This is a genomic window from Mycobacterium colombiense, assembly GCF_001665835.1.
Classification (GTDB): domain Bacteria; phylum Actinomycetota; class Actinomycetes; order Mycobacteriales; family Mycobacteriaceae; genus Mycobacterium; species Mycobacterium colombiense_A.
In genome coordinates this window covers 1-18354 of the sequence record NZ_LZSX01000092.1, presented here as the reverse complement: position 1 = coordinate 18354, position 18354 = coordinate 1, and the positions used below count along the sequence as shown (strand labels likewise).

The following is an 18354-nucleotide window of genomic DNA, read 5'->3' as shown; positions in this document are numbered from 1 at the left end:
GGCCCACCCGGTCCACCCGGCCCCGGTCCCCAGGGTTGCCCCGGTCCCGGCGGTGGTGGCGGCGGATCCGCGCTCGCCACCGCGGCACCGATCCCGGCCGCGGCCACCCCGAAAGTTCCCGCGATCAACGAACCAGCGATCAGTTGTTTGATCTTCACTGGGCCCATCCATCCTCTCTGTCGACGGTTTCTTCACCCGGCCGGCGCGAAATCGTGCTGCCCGCACCGCATTTACCGGTCACCGCGCCCCAATGGCGAGCCGGGGCGATTCCGTGACCGTAGGAAGTCAGCCTGAAGCCGACCTGAAGAAGGGGGAGCCGCTTAGCGGAAGCGCCTCAGCGCGGGGACGCCGGCGCGGTCACGGCCGTCAGGTGCCACTTGTCCAGCCAGGGCCGCACCAACTCGGCGACGGAGAATTTCGCCCGCGCCGCGCACCCGGCTTTGGGGGTATAGGGGTCGCCGCCGCGGATGAGGATGCCGACGGCGCTGACGGTGCCGTCCTTCTCGTACAGATACACCGGGCCGCCCGAATCGCCGCACTGGCCGCTCGCCAGGAACACGACCTTGCTGCCGGTGATCTGCACGACCTGTCCGCAGGCGTCCGTGCCGGAGCCCATGCCGAACTTGCAGAGCTGCTGGCCGAGTCGCAAGTTGGTGGCCACGCCGCTGACCGCCAACGACGAGGCGATCGCCGAGGACCGGGGAACGTTGTCACCGTCCAGCGTGATCAGGCCGATGTCGTGCTGTTCGTCGTGGACTCCCTCGCTGACCGTCTCGCTGAACGTGCCCAGCGTCGCGTAGGGCAAAACGCCGCCCAGGTTCATCGTCACCTTGCTGGGTTCTCCGGGGCGGTTGCAGTGCCCGGCGGTGAGGATCCCGGCCCTGCCGCTGCCGGTGTGCACCAAAAACCCTGCGGTACAGCCCATTCCGCCGGAACCGTCAGCGTAGTCGACATAGATTCCGGCACCCGGGCCCGCGGCGCTGGCGGCGGGCAGATCGATCGGTGACACTACGGGCGGCCGAGACGGCGCCGGCTGCTGCGCCGGAGTGGCGGTTTCGGGGTACAAGCAGACGGCCGTGACCAGGGCGGCGATGCTGCACACCACCGCAAGGCTGAGCAATGAGGTGTGGATCTTGGCGCGGCGTGGCTGCACGGCCAAGCTCGCGAACAAGCTCCTCTTCGGCTTGCGACGCCGCTCGCCCGGACCGGGCAGGAAACCCATCACGGCGAGCACCGCCAACACTAGGGCGCTCAGCGGCAGCGCGACGGCCCGAGCTGGCGAGTACGGCGTCCCCCAGCTCGCGACCTCCATCGCGTACACCCTCTCCATTAGACCGATCTTTGGCGCACCGCGCGGCGGTCTTGTCGAAGTTGGTGATCAGCTGATGGCCGCCGGTTCGGGGGAATGCTCGTCGTCGCGGTGACGGTGCGCGCGGCGGTGGTGCCGACGGAAGTGACGGATCTCGATGATCAGCCCCGTCAGTCCCAGCGCGCTCGTGACCGCCGACACCAGATACAACAGTGCGCTGATGTGACCGGCGAGCGCATCGCCGAGAACCACCACGGCGGTGGTGCCGGGCAGCAACCCGACCAGCGTCGCCACCGCGTAGGGCAGCACCCGCACGCTCGACGCGCCGGCGGCGTAGTTGAGCGCGGAGAACGGCACCGCGGGAATCAGCCGCAGCGACAAGATGGCCAGCCAGCCCCGTTGTCGCAGGCGCTCTTCCACGGTGTCGATGGATCGGTGGCGCACCAGGCGATTCAGCCGCCACCCGGCCGCTCGCACCAACAGCATGGCGATCATCGCGCTCGCGGTGCTGGCGACCACCGCGATGGTGACGCCCAGCAGCGGGCCGAACAGCAGCCCGGCCGCCAGGGTGAATGCCGTGCGCGGAATGGGCACCACCGTCACGACGATGTGGGCGACCAAGAACGCCAGCGGAAACCACGGCCCGACGGACTGCGCCCAGTCGCGCATCTGCGCCGGCGAGGGCAGCGGCAGCCACGACGCCAGCGCCACCAGCGCTGTGATGCCCACCACTGTCCAGGCGATCCGCGACCGGGACACGCTTCGCGCGGCGACGCCGATGGCGCAGCCCAGATCGCGGAGCGTCGCGGTGATTTTGCTGGTGGCGGAACCCGTCACGTCTTCGTAGGGTACGGGGCGCAGATGAATTAGCCGTTTCCCGAGCCTGGCGTTTCACCCAGAATCGGGTCCGCTCTCCGCACCCGGCGGCTTTTAGCGACGAGCGGTCATCAATTAGCCTCAGTAGCTAAGTGGTATCCCCAGAGCTGTAGCCCAAATGCTGGGAAAAGGGAGCAATCGGTGTCCATTGATGTACCCGAGCTCGACGACCTGGAACAGGTTCTCGGGCGTTGGCGCAGTGCGGTCGCCGGAGTGCTGGCTAAAAGCACCCGGAAGGACCCCGAGCAGTTGGGGGACGCGCCCGAGCGGCTGCTGGAAACCCCGACGTATGACGGGATCGCCGTCCGCGCGCTCTACACCGCGCTCGACGAACTGCCGGAACCGCCGCTGCCGGGCGAGTGGCCATTTGTGCGCGGCGGCGACGCGCTGCGCGACGTCAAATCCGGCTGGAAGGTCGCCGAGGCCTTCCCGGCCACCCCGGTGCCCGGCGTCGCGGCCAAGGACGTCAACTCCGCGGTGCTGGACGCGCTCGGCAACGGGGCCGGCGCCCTGGTCCTGCGGATCGGCGAATCGGGCGTGGCGCCCGACCAGATCGGGGACACGCTCGAGGGCGTCTACCTGAGCATGGCGCCGCTAATCCTCGAGGCCGGTGCCGATTACCCGGCGGCCAGCGACGCGGTGCTGGCGGTGGCGGACGGCGTTGAACCCGACCAGCGCGCCACCCTGTCGATCGACCTGGGCGGCGACCCGCTGAGCGCGGCCCTGAGCGAGCGGCCCGCGCCGAAGATCGAGGACGTGGTCGCGGTGGCCAAGCGGGCCGCCGGTCACACCGGCGTGCGCGCGATCACCGTCGACGGGCCCGCGTTCCACAACCTCGGTGCCAACGCGACGTGGGAGCTGGCGGCCAGTGTCGCGGCCGCGGTGAGTTACCTGCGGGTGCTCACCGAATCGGGGTTGCCGATCGGCCAGGCGTTGCGGCAGATCAGCTTCCGGTTCGCCGCCGATGACGACCAGTTCATGACCATCGCCAAGTTCCGTGCGGCGCGCAACCTGTGGGCGCGGGTCGCCGAGGTCGTCGGCGACCCGGATGCCGGCGCGGCGGTCATCCATGCCGAGACGTCGTTGCCGATGATGACCCAGCGCGACCCGTGGGTGAACATGCTGCGCTGCACCCTGGCCGCCTTCGGCGCCGGTGTCGGTGGCGCCGACTCCCTGCTGGTGTTCCCGTTCGACGTGGCGATCGACGGCGGATTCCCGGATATCGCAACGAGTTTCGCCCGCCGCATTGCCCGCAATACGCAGCTGCTGCTCCTCGAGGAGTCGCACGTGGGCTGCGTGTTGGACCCGGCCGGTGGCTCGTGGTTCGTCGAGGACCTCACCCACCGCCTGGCCGAGCAGGCCTGGGGACAGTTCCAGGCGATCGAGAAGCACGGCGGATTCACGCAGGCCCGCGACTTCATCGCCGGGCAGATCGCCGAGGTGGCCGCCCGCCGCACCGACGACATCGCGCACCGCAGGACCGCGATCACCGGGGTCAACGAATTCCCGAACCTCACCGAACCGCCGCTGCCGCAAAGCGACTCGACGTATTCGCCGCTCGCCGCCGGGAAACTGGTGCGGTACGCCGCGGAGTTCGAGGCGCTGCGGGACCGGTCGGACGCCTACCTGGCCCGCACCGGCTCCCGCCCGCAGGTGCTGTTGCTGCCGCTGGGGCCGTTGGCCGAGAACAACATCCGCGCGACGTTCGCCTCGAACCTGCTGGCGTCCGGCGGCATCGAGGCGATCAACCCCGGAACGGTCGACGCCGAAGGCATCGCGTCGGCGGTGGCCGCCGCGGGATCGCCATCGGCGGCGGTCATCTGCGGCACCGACAAGCGCTACCAGGATGAGGCGTCGGGCGTCGTACAGGCGGCCCGCGCCGCCGGGATCGCGCGGGTCTATCTGGCCGGGCCCGACAAGGCCGTGGCCGACGCCGAGCACCAACCGGATCAATTCCTGACCGCGAAAATCAATGCGGTCGAAGCTTTGTCGGATCTCCTCACGAGGCTGGGGGAATAGACACCATGACGACCACTGCACCTACTGTCGGCAGTTTCGCCGATGTGCCGCTGCGCAGCGAGCGGACAATTGCGCCGGCGACCGAAGCCGCCGTCGACGAACACGTGGCCGCGGCCGCCGCCGCGCACCTGTACACACCCGACCAATTGCAATGGCAGACACCCGAAGACATCGACGTCAAACCGGTCTACATCGGCGCGGACCGCGCGGCCGTCGAAGCCGACGGGTACCCGCTGCACAGTTTCCCCGGCGAACCGCCGTTCGTGCGCGGGCCCTACCCGACGATGTACGTCAACCAGCCGTGGACCATTCGGCAGTACGCCGGCTTCTCCACCGCCGCGGAGTCCAACGCCTTCTATCGGCGCAACCTGGCCGCGGGCCAGAAGGGTCTGTCGGTGGCCTTCGACCTGGCCACCCACCGCGGCTACGACTCCGATCACCCACGCGTGCAGGGTGACGTCGGAATGGCGGGTGTGGCAATCGATTCCATCCTCGACATGCGCCAGCTGTTCGACGGCATCGACCTGTCGACGGTGTCCGTGTCGATGACCATGAACGGCGCGGTGCTGCCGATCCTGGCTCTGTACGTGGTGGCCGCCGAGGAGCAGGGGGTCCCACCGGAGAAGCTGGCCGGCACCATTCAGAACGACATCCTCAAAGAGTTCATGGTGCGCAACACCTACATCTATCCGCCCAAGCCGTCGATGCGCATCATCTCCGACATCTTCGCCTACACCAGCGCGAAGATGCCGAAGTTCAACTCCATCTCGATCTCCGGCTACCACATCCAGGAAGCCGGTGCCACAGCCGATTTGGAGCTGGCCTACACGCTGGCCGACGGGGTCGACTACATCAAGGCCGGCCTGGACGCCGAGCTGGACATCGACAAGTTCGCGCCGCGGCTGTCCTTCTTCTGGGGCATCGGGATGAACTTCTTCATGGAGGTCGCCAAGCTGCGGGCGGGCCGGCTGTTGTGGAGTGAGCTGGTTTCCCAGTTCGACCCGAAGAACGCCAAATCGCTATCGCTGCGCACACATTCGCAGACCTCGGGCTGGTCGCTGACCGCGCAGGACGCCTTCAACAACGTCGCGCGCACCTGCATCGAGGCGATGGCCGCGACGCAGGGGCACACGCAATCGCTGCACACCAACGCCCTCGACGAGGCGCTGGCATTGCCCACCGACTTCTCGGCTCGCATCGCGCGCAACACCCAGCTGGTGCTGCAGCAGGAGTCGGGCACCACGCGGCCGATCGACCCGTGGGCCGGCTCGTACTACGTCGAATGGCTGACTCATCAACTCGCGCAACGGGCCCGCGCCCACATCGCCGAGGTCGCCGAGCACGGCGGCATGGCGCAGGCCATCAGCGACGGCATCCCCAAGCTGCGCATCGAGGAGGCCGCCGCGCGCACCCAGGCCCGCATCGACTCCGGGATCCAGCCGGTGATCGGGATCAACAAGTACCAGGTCGAAGAGGACCAGGAGGTCGAGGTCCTCAAGGTCGAGAACAGCCGGGTGCGCGCCGAGCAGTTGGCCAAGCTGAAGGAGCTGCGCGAAAGCCGCGACCAGTCTGCGGTGGACGCGGCACTGGCGGAACTGTCGCGCGCCGCGTCCGCCCACGGCCGCGCCGGTGAGGACGGGCTGGGCAACAACCTACTGGCGCTGGCCATCGACGCGGCCCGCCACAAGGCCACCGTCGGCGAGATCTCCGACGCGCTGGAGAAGGTGTATGGCCGTCACCAGGCGGAGATCCGTACTATCGCCGGGGTCTACCGCGAAGAAGCTGGAAAGGCCGGAAACATGGCAACCGCGACCGAACTCGTCGAGAAGTTCGCGGAAGCCGACGGTCGCCGGCCCCGGATTTTGGTCGCGAAGATGGGCCAGGACGGCCACGACCGCGGCCAGAAGGTGATCGCGACGGCGTTCGCCGACATCGGATTCGACGTCGACGTCGGGTCGTTGTTCTCCACGCCCGAGGAGGTGGCCCGCCAGGCCGCCGACAACGACGTGCACGTGGTCGGGGTGTCCTCGCTGGCCGCCGGCCACCTGACGCTGGTGCCCGCGCTGCGCGAGGCGATGGCCGAAGTGGGGCGGCCCGACATCATGATCGTGGTCGGCGGCGTCATTCCGCCGGGCGACTTCGACGAGCTGTACGAGGCCGGGGCCGCCGCCATCTTCCCGCCCGGGACGGTGATCGCCGACGCCGCAATCGGCTTGCTGCACAAGCTCGCCGGGCGGCTGGGTTACACGCTCGACTAAATGGCTTCGCAACGGAACGACTCCGTCGAGGATTTGGCCGAGGCGGTCCGCAATGGCGACCGCGCGGCGTTGCCGCGGGCCATCACGCTGCTGGAGTCCACCCGCGCCGACCATCGCGAGAAGGCGCAGCGGCTACTGCTGGAGCTGACGCCGGACTCGAGCAACGCCTATCGGGTCGGCATCACCGGGATCCCGGGGGTGGGGAAGTCCACCGGCATCGAGGCCCTCGGCATGCATCTGATCGAGTTGGGCCATCGGGTGGCGGTGCTGGCCGTCGACCCGTCGTCGACACGAACCGGCGGCTCGATCCTGGGCGACAAGACCCGGATGGCGCGCCTGGCAATGCATCCGGATGCATACATTCGGCCCTCGCCGACGTCGGGCACCCTGGGCGGGGTGGCCAAGGCGACCCGCGAAACCGCGGTGCTGCTGGAGGCCGCCGGCTTCGACGTGATCCTGATCGAGACCGTCGGGGTCGGTCAGTCCGAGGTGACGGTGGCCAACATGGTCGACACCTTCGTGCTGCTCACCCTGGCCCGCGGCGGCGATCAGCTGCAGGGCATCAAAAAGGGTGTGCTGGAGCTGGCCGACATCGTCGTGGTGAACAAGGCCGACGGCGATCACCTCGCCGAGGCTCGGTCGGCCGCGCGCGAGCTGTCCGGGGCGATTCGGCTGATACATCCGCGCGAAACACTGTGGCGGCCGCCCGTTCTCACGATGAGCGCGGCCGAAGGGACGGGCCTCGAGGAATTGTGGGACACCGTCGAACGTCATCGGCAGGTCCTCAGCGAGGCGGGGGAGTTCGAGGTGCGCCGCCGGGCCCAGCTGGTCGACTGGACGTGGCAGATGGTGCGCGACACGGTGCTGGACCGGCTGTTGTCCAACCCGGCGGTGCGCAAGATCCGTGCCGACGTGGAGCGAAAGGTCAAGGCGGGGGAGCTAACCCCCGCGCTGGCGGCCGAGCAAATATTGGCGGCCGCGTCGGGCTAACGGATAGGTAAAGAATCCGGATTTCGCTCCGGCCCGGTGTGTAATCCAAGTAAATTCAAAGTTGTGACGGTGGATACCCGAGTCGATCGCCGCGCGGTCCGTGTCCACGATGACCTTGACGCAGGTCATCGTGTGTCCGGCGCGGCGGACTCACACTTCGGTTGCGTCGTTCGTAGTTTCGCCAGCATGTTCCCTGCCCGCCGGTTCGGCGGCGGGGCACTGGCCGTCTATGTGGACGGCCAGCCGGTCGTCGACGTCTGGGCCGGTTGGGCCGACCGGCGTGGTCAGCGGCCGTGGACGGAAAACACCGCGTCCATGGTGTTTTCGGCGACCAAGGGGATGGCCGCCACCGTTGTCCATCGCCTTGCCGACCGGGGGCTGATCGACTACGACGCGCCCGTCGCCGAGTACTGGCCCGAATTCGCGGCCAACGGCAAGGCCGATATGACTGTGCGGCAGGTGATGCGGCACCAGGCCGGCCTGTCGGGCCTGCGCGGCGCCACCAAGGAAGAACTGCTCGATCACCTTGTGATGGAGGAGAAGCTGGCCGCGGCGGCTCCCGGACGGCTGGTGGGCAAATCGGCGTATCACGCGCTGACTTTCGGCTGGCTGATGTCGGGCCTCGGTCGGGCCGTCACCGGTAAGGGCATGGCCACTCTGATCCGCGAGGAACTCGCCGAGCCGCTGGACACCGACGGCCTGCACCTCGGCCGGCCACCGGTCGAGGCTCCGACGCGGGTCGCCGAGATCATCTGTCCGCAGCACCTGATCGGTAACCCGGTCGTCAGCTATGTGACCCGCAAGGTCGCCAACGAGATGTCCGGGGCATACCGGTCGATGTACTTCAAGGGCCTGGTCGGCGCCGTCCAAGGTGACGCTCCCTTGCTGGATGCTGAGATCCCGGCTGCTAACGGGGTAGCCACGGCGCGCGGGCTGGCACGCATGTACGGCGCCATCGCCAATGGTGGCGAGGTTGACGGTATCCGGTTCCTTTCCCGCGAGCTGGTCGCGGGTCTGACGGGGGAGCGGAGCCTGCGACCGGACCGAAACATCTACGTGCCGTTGGCTTTCCACTTGGGTTATCACAGCTTGCCGCTCGGCGGCGTGATGCCGGGCTTCGGTCACGTCGGTCTGGGCGGTTCGGTCGGCTGGGCCGATCCCGCCTCGGGGGTGGCCTTCTCGCTGGTACACAACCGGCTGTTGACGCCCTTCGTGATGACCGATCACGCGGCGTTCGTTGGCATTTACGCGCTGATCCGCAGGGCCGCGGAGAAGGCACGCGAACGCGGATTCCGGCCGGTCACCGAGTTCGGGGCGCCATTCTACGAGCCGGGAGCCGCCACCGGCTGATACTGGGCGGCGGCGCCCACCCCGTCTCGATCTCGGGGCGGGGTCGGTAAAATAACCACCGTGCTTAAATCGGCGACCCGGTTCGAATAGACGGAGTTGGTTGCCCTCGCGCGGATGATTTGCGGGCAATGTACTCTGTCCGGATGTTTGCCCCGTCCATTTCCGTGCATTCTGGCGGCGTTGCCGCAGAATGCCGGGCGGTCGTCTCCGCTCTGGGGGCGCGCTGATGGCCGGACGGCGATATTGGCATCCAGGAAAGCGGCAAACTCAGTTCGCCTGGTTGAACGCATCGGAACCCCCAGATGAGTGCGCACCCAGAAGTATCCGGCCTCGATCCGACCGCCAACCGCCGGCCAACGCGGCCAAGGGGGGCAGGTCCGAGGCTCGCGCAGGTATTCGACACACGGAATAACGCGCTCAACGCCTGGCGCTTGGTGCTGGCGTCGGGCGTCATCCTCGAACACTCCTGGCCGCTCACCGGCCGCAAGTTGCACCCTCCGGTCGAGCAGCTGCTCACCCAGGGGTGGGTGGACGGGTTCTTCGTCATCTCGGGATTCCTCATCACGTCGAGCTGGGTCCGCAACCCGCGGCTCCGCGAGTACTTCGTCGCGCGCGTTCTGCGCATCTTTCCGGGGCTGTGGGCCTGCCTGGCCGTGGTGGCCTTCGCCATCGCCCCGATCGCGGTGGCGATCCAAGGGGGGTCGGCCGTCAAGTTGCTGCTGTCTCCCGCGCCGATCACCTACGTGCTGAACAACGCGGTGCTGAACATCTACCACGCCGGCATCGATGGAACGCCGAAGAATGTCCCGTTCCCCGGCGTGTGGGACGGCGTGCTGTGGACCCTGATATTCGAATTGTTCTGCTACGTCGCCGTCGCCGTCGCGGGCGTAGCCGGCCTCCTCAACCGGAAATGGCCTGCGCCAGTGGTTTTCACGCTCTTTCTGGTGGCGGCGGTGCTGGTGTCCTACCCGGTCCAGACGGTGCCGACGCTTCTCCAGATGGTGACGCGTTTCGCGCTGGTGTTCGCGGCGGGTGCCGTCCTGCACGAGTTCCGGGCCGTGATCCCCGCCCGGTGGTCGCTCGTCGCGTTGAGCGCCGTCATCGTGGTGGTGGCAGGTTTGCTGGTGCCCAACTACCGGATACTCGCCGCGCTTCCGCTGGCCTACGCCGTCGTCGTTTCAGGCGCGCTGATCCACGACAAACGCCTGCGGTTGCGCACCGACCTGTCCTACGGCGTCTACATCTACGCGTGGCCCATGCAGCAGTTGCTGGTCATCTGCGGGCTGGCCTTCTTGCATCCGCTGGTATTCGCGGTCGTCGCCGCCCTCGCCACCCTCCCGCTGGCCGCGCTCAGCTGGTTTCTGGTGGAAAAGCGCGCGCTGTCGCTCAAGTCGCGCTTCAAGCGTCAAGCGCGCGGATGGGGTGACGCGGGCGTTGGCGCCCCGCCGGCCGCGGACGCCGTCTCGGCCGAGTAGGTCACTGCAAAGTTTGCGCCGGCCCCGCTCCTTTGCCGCGGATCCGGTAATCGCCGCACACAATCCGCAACCCTCAATGTCACCTTTATGCGGAGACATTGGAAAAGCACCGGATTCACGGTATCTGGCCTGCACATTGACGTTGCCGAAGGCGTGACTTGAACCGGCGGTGTCGTTGCCGAAAACGAGTAAATGAACATCGCGCGGGAAATTGCGAAGTCATGCATAATGGCCCGATATCCCGGGGGCCCGCCAGTGTGAACTGAAAGGTATGGGTTCCGCGATGACACCTGCCCGGACGAGCCAATCCATCGAAAATGCCGACCTGCCGGCGCACCGCGCCCGCTCGGGAACCACTGTCCGTCCCGTCGCGCTGTTCGTGCTGGGCATGGCTCGGTCGGGGACGTCCGCGCTGACTCGGGTCCTGTCGCTGTGCGGGAGCACGCTGCCGGCCGGGATGTGCGGCGCCGACGGGAACAACCCGCGCGGTTATTGGGAGCCACGCGCGGCCATCATGCTCAACGAGACGATCCTGCGGCGCCACGACAGCAACTGGTACGACCCGACGATGCGGCTGCAGGAGGAGCTCGCGTTCGGCGCCGGCGAAAGGGCCGCGTGTATCGCGGAGATCGCCGCCTACCTGGGCACGCTGCCGGCGGCGCCCCTGGTGGTGATCAAGGAGCCGCGGATAACCGCGCTCTCCGAACTCTGGTTCGAGGCGGCGCGCCAGGTCGGCTTCGACGTCGCCGCGGTCATCGCGCTGCGTCACCCCCAAGAGGTCGTCGCGTCGGCGGCGAAGTATGTCCAAACCTCGCCGGAGCTCTCGAGCGCCCTGTGGCTCAAATACAACCTGCTGGCCGAGCGGCACACCCGCGGTTTGCCGCGGGTGTTCGTCGACTACGCCAACCTGCTCGACGATTGGCAGCGAGAGATGAAGCGCATTGCCGCGACGCTGGAAATCGATCTGAACACCGCGGAGGAGAGCGCGATCGAGGAGTTTCTCACTCCCGATCTTCGTCGCCACAGATACTGCGGCCCGGTAGAAGACCATTTCGGCAGCGACTGGATCTCCGCGGTCTACGAAGCACTGAGCGGGGCCGCGCAGGACGATCCCCTGCACGTGTCGACATTGGATCGGGTTTTCGAGTCGTATCAGGCCAGCGAGCGTGATTTCCGGATGGCCTTCACGGAATTTCACACGCGAACCAACAGCGTGGTCCGCCGGGTGTTCCGGCCGTTCATCGTCAAGCCGATCCTCGAGGTCGCCGCGATGGTGCATCGGCGCAGGGGAGCCTGGGCCTAGAGGCGGCGTCGCCCTGGTCGGCGCCGTCGAAAGTCCCCGGCGCGGTCGGCGCACGGGGTCTGAGATCGTTTGTTAGAGTAACCATGCTGCGTTCGCGGGAATGCACGGCCGATCTGTCGACGGCTGCGGCATAGGTCTGCGGATATGGCTTAACGGGCTCGCGGATGCAATTCGCACCGGGCAAACAACCGATGCCGTCATGGCGATCCGCGCGTTATCATCCAAAAGTTAAGTAAACAAAACGGATTCGTAAAATTGGTGTCCTGATCCTTGGTGCCCGGCTATAGTCCTGAGCGGGGCGCAATGATCCGATGAAACTGATCCTGGGGGGCGAAGTTGACGGTCGCAAGTCGGACCTGACTCCGCATGAGGAGTTCGGTAAAGAATCTCCTCATTCTGTCAAAGTTGTTGAGGGTGCCGAGATTCGGGCCCTTGATGTCACAGTGTGCGCAATCGGGTTGGCTCCGGTGATTGCTGCGCGCCCGTCGAACGGTGCTGCGTCAGATCGGAAGGGCATGAATAACAACAGAACTCCCGAAGTCGGCGAGCCGTCCGAGAAGTGAAAGGTTTGGATTCGCGATGAGATTGGCCCACACGAGCAAACCAGCCGACAACGTTTCCAATTCCGTCGGCTCCCGTTCGGTTGTGTTGTTCGTGCTCGGGCCGCAACGGTCCGGAACCTCGGCGCTTACCCGGGTGCTCTCGCTGTGCGGCGGCACGCTTCCGGCTGCGATGTTGGGCGCCGACGCGAACAACCCGCTTGGCTACTGGGAACCGCGGGCGGCCATTTCGCTGAACGAGACAATCCTGCGCCGGCTCGGGACCAATTGGTACGACCCGTCATTGCGGTTTCTGGACGACGGCGCGGTCGATCCCGGCGAGAGCAAGGCTTGCGTCGCGAAGATCGCCGCGTATCTGTCCACCCTGCCCGCGGCGCCGCTGGTGGTGATCAAGGAGCCCAGGATCACCACCCTGTCTGACCTGTGGTTCGAGGCGGCGCGTCAGGCCGGATTCGACGTCGCGTCGGTCATCGCCGTACGGCATCCGCAGGAGGTCATCTCGTCGATTGTGAAGTCCTGGCATGTTTCTCCTGCGCTCGCGAGTGCCTTGTGGCTGAAATGCAACATCCTCGCTGAGCGGAACACTCGCGGCGTGCCGCGCGTATTCGTCGACTACACGAATCTTCTCGATGACTGGCGCCGGGAAATGAAGCGGATTTGCACCGAGCTGCCGGTCGAACTGCATACCCAGGACGAGGACGCTATCGAGGAGTTCCTCACCCCCGGTCTCCATCGCCAGCGGCACTGCGGGCCGGTGACGGACCTTTTCGGCGCGGATTGGATCTCGCTGGTCTACGAAGCGTTACGCAAGGCCGCCCAGGATGATCCGCTCGACATGTCAACGTTGGACCGCGTTTTCGCGTCCTACCGGGAAAGTGAGCGGGATTTCCGTAAGGCGTTCGAGGACTTTCACGGATTATCGAACAGCGTGCTGTTCCGTATCTTCCGGCCAGTCATCGCACGCCCGGTGATGGAGGTCCTCGCAATGGCGCATCGGCACCGGGGGACTTGGGCCTAGTCTCTTTCACCCGCTCCTTTCGCGCGTTTCGTGCGAATTCGAGGTGCCGTCGGTTCGCTTCGCAGAATCCTCTGATGCCGCGGAGAGTCCCCGATATGATCGACCGGACCGCGCGGTGATGCGTGCCGGTTGCGGAATTTCCTCTGCATACGAAAGAAAGGCGTCGATTCTTGTCAGCGTCCGTGCTCATCAGTGGTGGGGCAGGATTCATCGGGTCGGCGCTCTCACACCGTCTCGTCGAGGCCGGATACGACGTCGCGGTGATGGACGTCTTGCATCCCCAGGTGCACGGCGGCGGCCGGCCGATCGAGCTGCCGCAAACAGTGCGGCTGTTCACCGGCGACGTCACCCATGCGCCCGACTGGGACGCCGTGTTGCGGTTGTTCCGCCCTTCCCAGGTCGTCCATCTGGCGGCCGAGACCGGAACCGCACAGTCGTTGTCCGAGGCGACGCGCCACGGCTCGGTGAATGTCGTTGGCACCACTCAGCTTCTTGACGCCCTGAGCCGCTCGGGAATCGTGCCCGAGCAACTGGTCCTGGCGTCGTCCCGGGCGGTCTACGGTGAGGGGGCGTGGCAAGCCGGCGATCGGATTTTCTACCCGCAACCCCGCAGCCACGCACAACTGCTCGCGGGTGTCTGGGATCCGCAGGGACCGGCGGGCGAACGGGCGGTGCCGCTGCCGAGCCGCGCCGACCGGACCGAGCCCCGCCCCACCAACGTGTACGCGGCGACCAAGCTGGCCCAGGAGCACCTGTTGGCTGCCTGGACGGCAGCGCATGACACCAACCTCAGCGTGCTGCGGCTACAAAATGTCTACGGCCCCGGCCAGTCACTGACCAATTCGTACACCGGGATCGTCGCGCTGTTCGCGCGGTTGGCGCGGCAGGGGCTTGCGCTGGAGGTGTACGAGGACGGCCGGATCGTGCGCGACTTCGTCTACATCGACGCCGTCGTCGACGCGCTGTTCGCCGCCGTGCAGCGGCCCGCGACGCAGCCGCGCTGCCTCGACATCGGCTCGGGCAACGCGACAACCATCCATGAGCTGGCCAACAAGATCGCCGCCATGTGTGGCGCGCCCGAACCGACCGTGGTCCCGAAATTCCGCGACGGCGACGTGCGCGCCGCGAGTTGCGACATCGAGCCTGCGCAAACCGAGCTGGGTTGGCACCCGAAGGCCACACTCGACGAAGGTCTGGGCGCCCTGCTCGACTGGATCGGCGGGCAACCCGAGATTCCGTCGAACGAATCGGGCCGTCCCGCCGTCGAACATGCCGGGCGCAGCTAAGGCGCGTGCTCCGCACGTCCAGTCCCCGAGGCCCGCAAATTTAACACCTATGATGGTTGCTACTACGCGGTAGGGCAGGGGATGGGTTCAGCCGGTAGCAGCGGGGGCACGTCAAGGAGGCCGGTCAGGCGCGTTAGTGGACCAATGCGACACGCATTGACGAGCTCGACGTTGTCGAGGGCGTCATTTCCGGACTTCATCTGAACCTAGGGGCTGCTTTGACCGTTACCGATCGTGACATGCGATCTCCCTTTCTAGACACCCGTTCCGCATACCTTGAGCTGCTCCGACGTAACCTCACCCGATACGGCAGCGACGAGCTGGTGCCGGTCGGCTGGTACCTCGGGCGTCCCCTCTTCAGCACCCGCAATCTGCTGCTGGTGCGCAAGCGTCCGTTCAACAAGAAGGCGCGTGATCTCGGGCTGGACTGGCCGGCGGATGCCTTGACGATGATCGGCATGCAGCGGCTGATCAGTTTGCAGCAGTGCGTGGAGACGGTCCTGAAGGACGACGTCCCCGGTGATCTCGTCGAGTGCGGTGTGTGGCGGGGTGGGGCGTCGATCTTGATGCGCGCCGTGTTGTCGGCGTACGGCGATGAGAAGCGTTCGGTGTGGCTGTGCGATTCCTTCGAAGGGGTGCCGCCGCCGGATACGGCGAACTACGAGGCGGACAAGGGCATCAAATTGCATCGCGCCGCCGGTGTGCTGGCGATACCCCAGGAGCAAGTCAAGGCGAATTTCGAGCGGTACGGGTTGCTCGATGATCAGGTTCGTTTTGTTCCGGGCTGGTTCAAGGACACCCTGCAGGATGCCCCGATCGATCGCATTTCGGTGTTGCGGCTGGATGGCGATCTTTACGAGTCGACGATTCAGGCGCTCGATGCGCTCTACCCGCGGCTGTCGTCCGGGGGCTTTTGCATCATCGACGACTACCACGCCATCGCTGCATGCCGTCAGGCGGTGAGGGACTACCGTACGCAACATGGCGTGACCGCAGAGATCGAGGAGATCGACGGTACCGGCGTGCTGTGGCGCAAGCCATGAGGCCCGCCTGCGCTTAGTTCTTCCTCGATACGGTCGCGCAAACCGGTGCTGTGGAGTTCGTCGATATTTACAGTGATGTCGGTGCTTCAAGTAATGGCGCAACCGAAGGGCGTGGATTCGCGATGAAATGTGTGCTGGCCAGTTATGGAACGCGCGGTGATATCGAGCCTTCCTTGGTTGTGGCGCGCGAACTGCAACGCCGGGGGCATGACATGGTCATGGCCGTCCCGCCTGACTCGGTCAGCTTCACCGAAGCCGCGGGGCTGACGGCCGTCCCGTACGGGCTGGAATCGCAGGCCTGGCTCGACGTGTACCGCGACTTCTGGACATCGTTCTTCCGTGGCTTCTGGAAGATCCAGGAAATGCGCGGCATGTGGCGCGAGATGTGGGACCTCAGCGACCAGTGCTGGGCGCAGATGAACACCACGCTGATGTCGCTGGCGGACGGCGCCGACCTGGTGTTCGCCGGGCAGAGTTACCAGGAGCCGGCCGCCAACGTCGCCGAGTACTACGACCTTCCGTTGGCCACGCTGCATCACGTCCCGATGCGGCCCAACGGCCAGGTCGTCTCGATCCTGCCGTCGCCGCTGGCCCGTTCGGCGATGACGGCGTTCGACTGGTTCTGTTGGCGCCTGAACAAAAAAGTCGAGGACACCCAGCGTCGAGAACTGGGGCTGTCAAAGGCGAAAGGACCGTCACCGCGACGCATCGCCGACCGTGAATCGCTGGAAATCCAGGCGTACGACGAGGTTTGCTTTCCCGGCCTGGCCGCCGAGTGGGCGAAATGGGATGGCCTACGGCCCTTCGTCGGCACGCTGACAATGGAGTTGACCACCGAAGCCGACGACGAGGTGATGTCCTGGATTCGGAACGGAACCCCGCCGATCTGTTTCGGCTTCGGCAGCATGCCGGTCGAATCTCCGGCCCACACCGTCGAAATGATCAGCTCGGCATCCGCGCAGCTGGGGCAGCGGGCGTTGATCGCCGCCGGCCGCAGCGATTTCAGCGGCGTCCCCCTTGCCGATCACGTCAAGGTGGTGGGCCCGGTGAACTACGCGACGATATTTCCCGTCTGCCGTGCGGTGGTTCACCACGGCGGTTCGGGCACCACCGCCGCGAGCCTGCGTGCCGGAGTTCCCACGCTGATTCTGTCGATGGATGCCAATCAGACAATCTGGGGAGCTCAGCTCAAACGGCTGAAAGTTGGTACCACACGGCGGTTTTCGGCAACCGACCGGGAATCGTTGGTGGGGGACCTGCGCCGGATCCTGGCACCGGACTACGCTGCGCGCGCCCGCGAGATCGCTGCCCGGATGACCAAGCCGGCCGACAGCGTGGTCAAGGCCGCCGATGTCGTCGAAAATTTCGTCAACTCGCGGAGTCGTACCCGTTCCAGCTAGCGCGTCACAGCAATTGTGCAGGGCGAAAAGCTGATTTAGCTATCGAATTGGGGCGTGCGGAGCTATCCGGACCGACTTCCCATTTTTCTGAGACACGATGTCGATCGTCTGGCAGACTTACGTAGAATTAGGCGCGACACCTGGGGTTCAGCCAAATCTCCCAGGGTCGTTACTTCTACGGTCGGGGGGAAGGGCCGATGGGGTTGGGTTTGTCGCACTCGACTGCACCGGTGCGCTCCTACGATCGTGTTTGGCCTCGGGCGGCCAAATCCGTTGCGAAACAACTACATCCAATGTCTCTGACCGCATCGCAGGGCCACTGGCGGGCCGCAGGTTACCGAGCGGAAACGCCGCAGTCAAAGTTGCCCATGCCGTCGGAGATTGATTAAGGTATTAGTCGCGATGAAATTTGCTGTGGCAAGCTATGGAACGCGTGGGGATATAGAACCTTGCCTCACCATCGGCCGTGAGCTGATGCGACGGGGGCATTCGGTTCGGATGGCCGTCCCGCCTAATCTCGTCGGTCTGGCCGAAGCGGCCGGACTTCCGGCAATCGGCTATGGGCCCGACATGCACGACTTTTGGAGCGACGAGTTCATTCGGGACTTCTGGAAGAACTTCGTCAAGGGACCGATCAGCCTGATGCGCGAAGCCTGGGAACCGGTTCTGCGGAACTGGCAGGAAATGAGCTCGGCGCTCATGTCGGTGGGTGCCGGTGCCGATTTGCTGTTCAGCGGCCAGCTTTACCAGGATTTGGCCATCAATGTCGCCGACTACTACGGCATTCCGATGGCCACTTTGCATTACATTCCGATGCGGCCCAACGGCCAAGTGCTTCCGAAGGTGCCAGGGCCCCTGGTCCGCACCGGCATGTCGATATACGACTGGATGTGCTGGCGGATGAACAAGAAGGCCGAGGATCGGCAGCGCCGCGAGCTCGGCCTGCCGACCGCCACAGTCGCCTCACCACGACGTATCGCCGAACGCGGTTCGCTGGAGATTCAGGCCTACGACGACGTCTGCTTCCCCGGGCTGGCCGACGAATGGTCGAAGTGGGGCACTCAGCGGCCGTTTGTCGGTTCGCTGACCATGGCACTGACGACGGACTCCGACGACGAGACCTTGTCGTGGATTGCCCAGGGAACGCCGCCGATCTGTTTTGGCTTCGGCAGCATGCCGGTCGCCGAAACTCCCGCCGACACGGTCCGGATGATCGGCGCCGCCTGCGCGCAGTTGGGGGAGCGGGCCCTGATTTGTTCCGGCTGGAGCGACTTCAGCGACGTCCCCCAGTTGGAGCACGTCAAGGTCGTCGGCGTGGTCAACTACACGAAGATCTTCCCCGCCTGCCGTGCCGTCGTGCACCACGGCGGATCGGGCACCACGGCGGCGGGTCTGCGCGCCGGCGTTCCCACGCTGATCCTGTGGACGGCGGGTGATCAGCCGATGTGGGGATCTCGCGTCAAGCAG

General features: G+C 66.0%; 13 protein-coding genes and 1 pseudogene. 12 read left to right on the top strand and 2 right to left on the bottom strand.

What is annotated here, in order from left to right:
• Positions 1 to 334: 334 nt before the first annotated feature.
• Both A5760_RS23650 and A5760_RS23645 read right to left on the bottom strand, forming a co-directional pair.
• On the bottom strand, positions 335 to 1330 hold the full coding sequence (locus tag A5760_RS23650) for a hypothetical protein (protein ID WP_064885354.1): 996 nt from the start codon (positions 1328 to 1330) through the stop codon (positions 335 to 337).
• Positions 1331 to 1378: 48 nt separating this feature from the next.
• Positions 1379 to 2146, bottom strand: a complete 768-nt coding sequence (locus tag A5760_RS23645) for a TVP38/TMEM64 family protein (protein ID WP_064885352.1) — start codon at positions 2144 to 2146, stop codon at positions 1379 to 1381.
• 180 nt (positions 2147 to 2326) lie between these two features.
• Between A5760_RS23645 and mutA the strand changes: the two genes are divergently transcribed.
• The 12 genes and pseudogenes from mutA to A5760_RS23590 form a co-directional block, all read left to right on the top strand.
• Positions 2327 to 4204 (top strand): methylmalonyl-CoA mutase small subunit, encoded by a 1878-nt coding sequence (mutA, locus tag A5760_RS23640; protein WP_064885350.1) that lies wholly within the window; start codon positions 2327 to 2329, stop codon positions 4202 to 4204.
• A gap of 5 nt (positions 4205 to 4209) precedes the next feature.
• Positions 4210 to 6462: a methylmalonyl-CoA mutase gene (scpA, locus tag A5760_RS23635; RefSeq protein ID WP_064885349.1), complete on the top strand. Its 2253-nt coding sequence runs from the start codon at positions 4210 to 4212 to the stop codon at positions 6460 to 6462.
• A pseudogene (meaB, locus tag A5760_RS23630) lies at positions 6463 to 7463 on the top strand (methylmalonyl Co-A mutase-associated GTPase MeaB).
• 52 nt (positions 7464 to 7515) lie between these two features.
• Positions 7516 to 8802, top strand: a complete 1287-nt coding sequence (locus A5760_RS23625) for a serine hydrolase domain-containing protein (protein ID WP_064885345.1) — start codon at positions 7516 to 7518, stop codon at positions 8800 to 8802.
• A 302-nt stretch (positions 8803 to 9104) separates the two neighbouring features.
• The gene (locus A5760_RS23620) at positions 9105 to 10277 is read left to right on the top strand and encodes an acyltransferase family protein (RefSeq protein WP_064885343.1); all 1173 of its coding nucleotides are present in this window, start codon (positions 9105 to 9107) and stop codon (positions 10275 to 10277) included.
• Between the two features lie 388 nt (positions 10278 to 10665).
• Positions 10666 to 11580: a sulfotransferase family protein gene (locus tag A5760_RS23615; protein WP_064885356.1), complete on the top strand. Its 915-nt coding sequence runs from the start codon at positions 10666 to 10668 to the stop codon at positions 11578 to 11580.
• A 311-nt stretch (positions 11581 to 11891) separates the two neighbouring features.
• Positions 11892 to 12143, top strand: a complete 252-nt coding sequence (locus tag A5760_RS26835) for a hypothetical protein (RefSeq protein WP_155764442.1) — start codon at positions 11892 to 11894, stop codon at positions 12141 to 12143.
• Between the two features lie 16 nt (positions 12144 to 12159).
• Positions 12160 to 13158, top strand: coding sequence for a sulfotransferase family protein (locus A5760_RS23610; protein ID WP_064885341.1), 999 nt, complete (start codon positions 12160 to 12162; stop codon positions 13156 to 13158).
• A 182-nt stretch (positions 13159 to 13340) separates the two neighbouring features.
• Positions 13341 to 14444, top strand: a complete 1104-nt coding sequence (locus A5760_RS23605; RefSeq protein WP_064885339.1) for an NAD-dependent epimerase/dehydratase family protein — start codon at positions 13341 to 13343, stop codon at positions 14442 to 14444.
• Between the two features lie 239 nt (positions 14445 to 14683).
• On the top strand, positions 14684 to 15487 hold the full coding sequence (locus A5760_RS23600) for a TylF/MycF/NovP-related O-methyltransferase (protein WP_064885337.1): 804 nt from the start codon (positions 14684 to 14686) through the stop codon (positions 15485 to 15487).
• 122 nt (positions 15488 to 15609) lie between these two features.
• Positions 15610 to 16887 (top strand): glycosyltransferase, encoded by a 1278-nt coding sequence (locus A5760_RS23595; RefSeq protein WP_064885335.1) that lies wholly within the window; start codon positions 15610 to 15612, stop codon positions 16885 to 16887.
• 402 nt (positions 16888 to 17289) lie between these two features.
• On the top strand, positions 17290 to 18354 hold a 1065-nt coding region (locus tag A5760_RS23590), incomplete at its 3' end, for a glycosyltransferase (protein ID WP_155764441.1).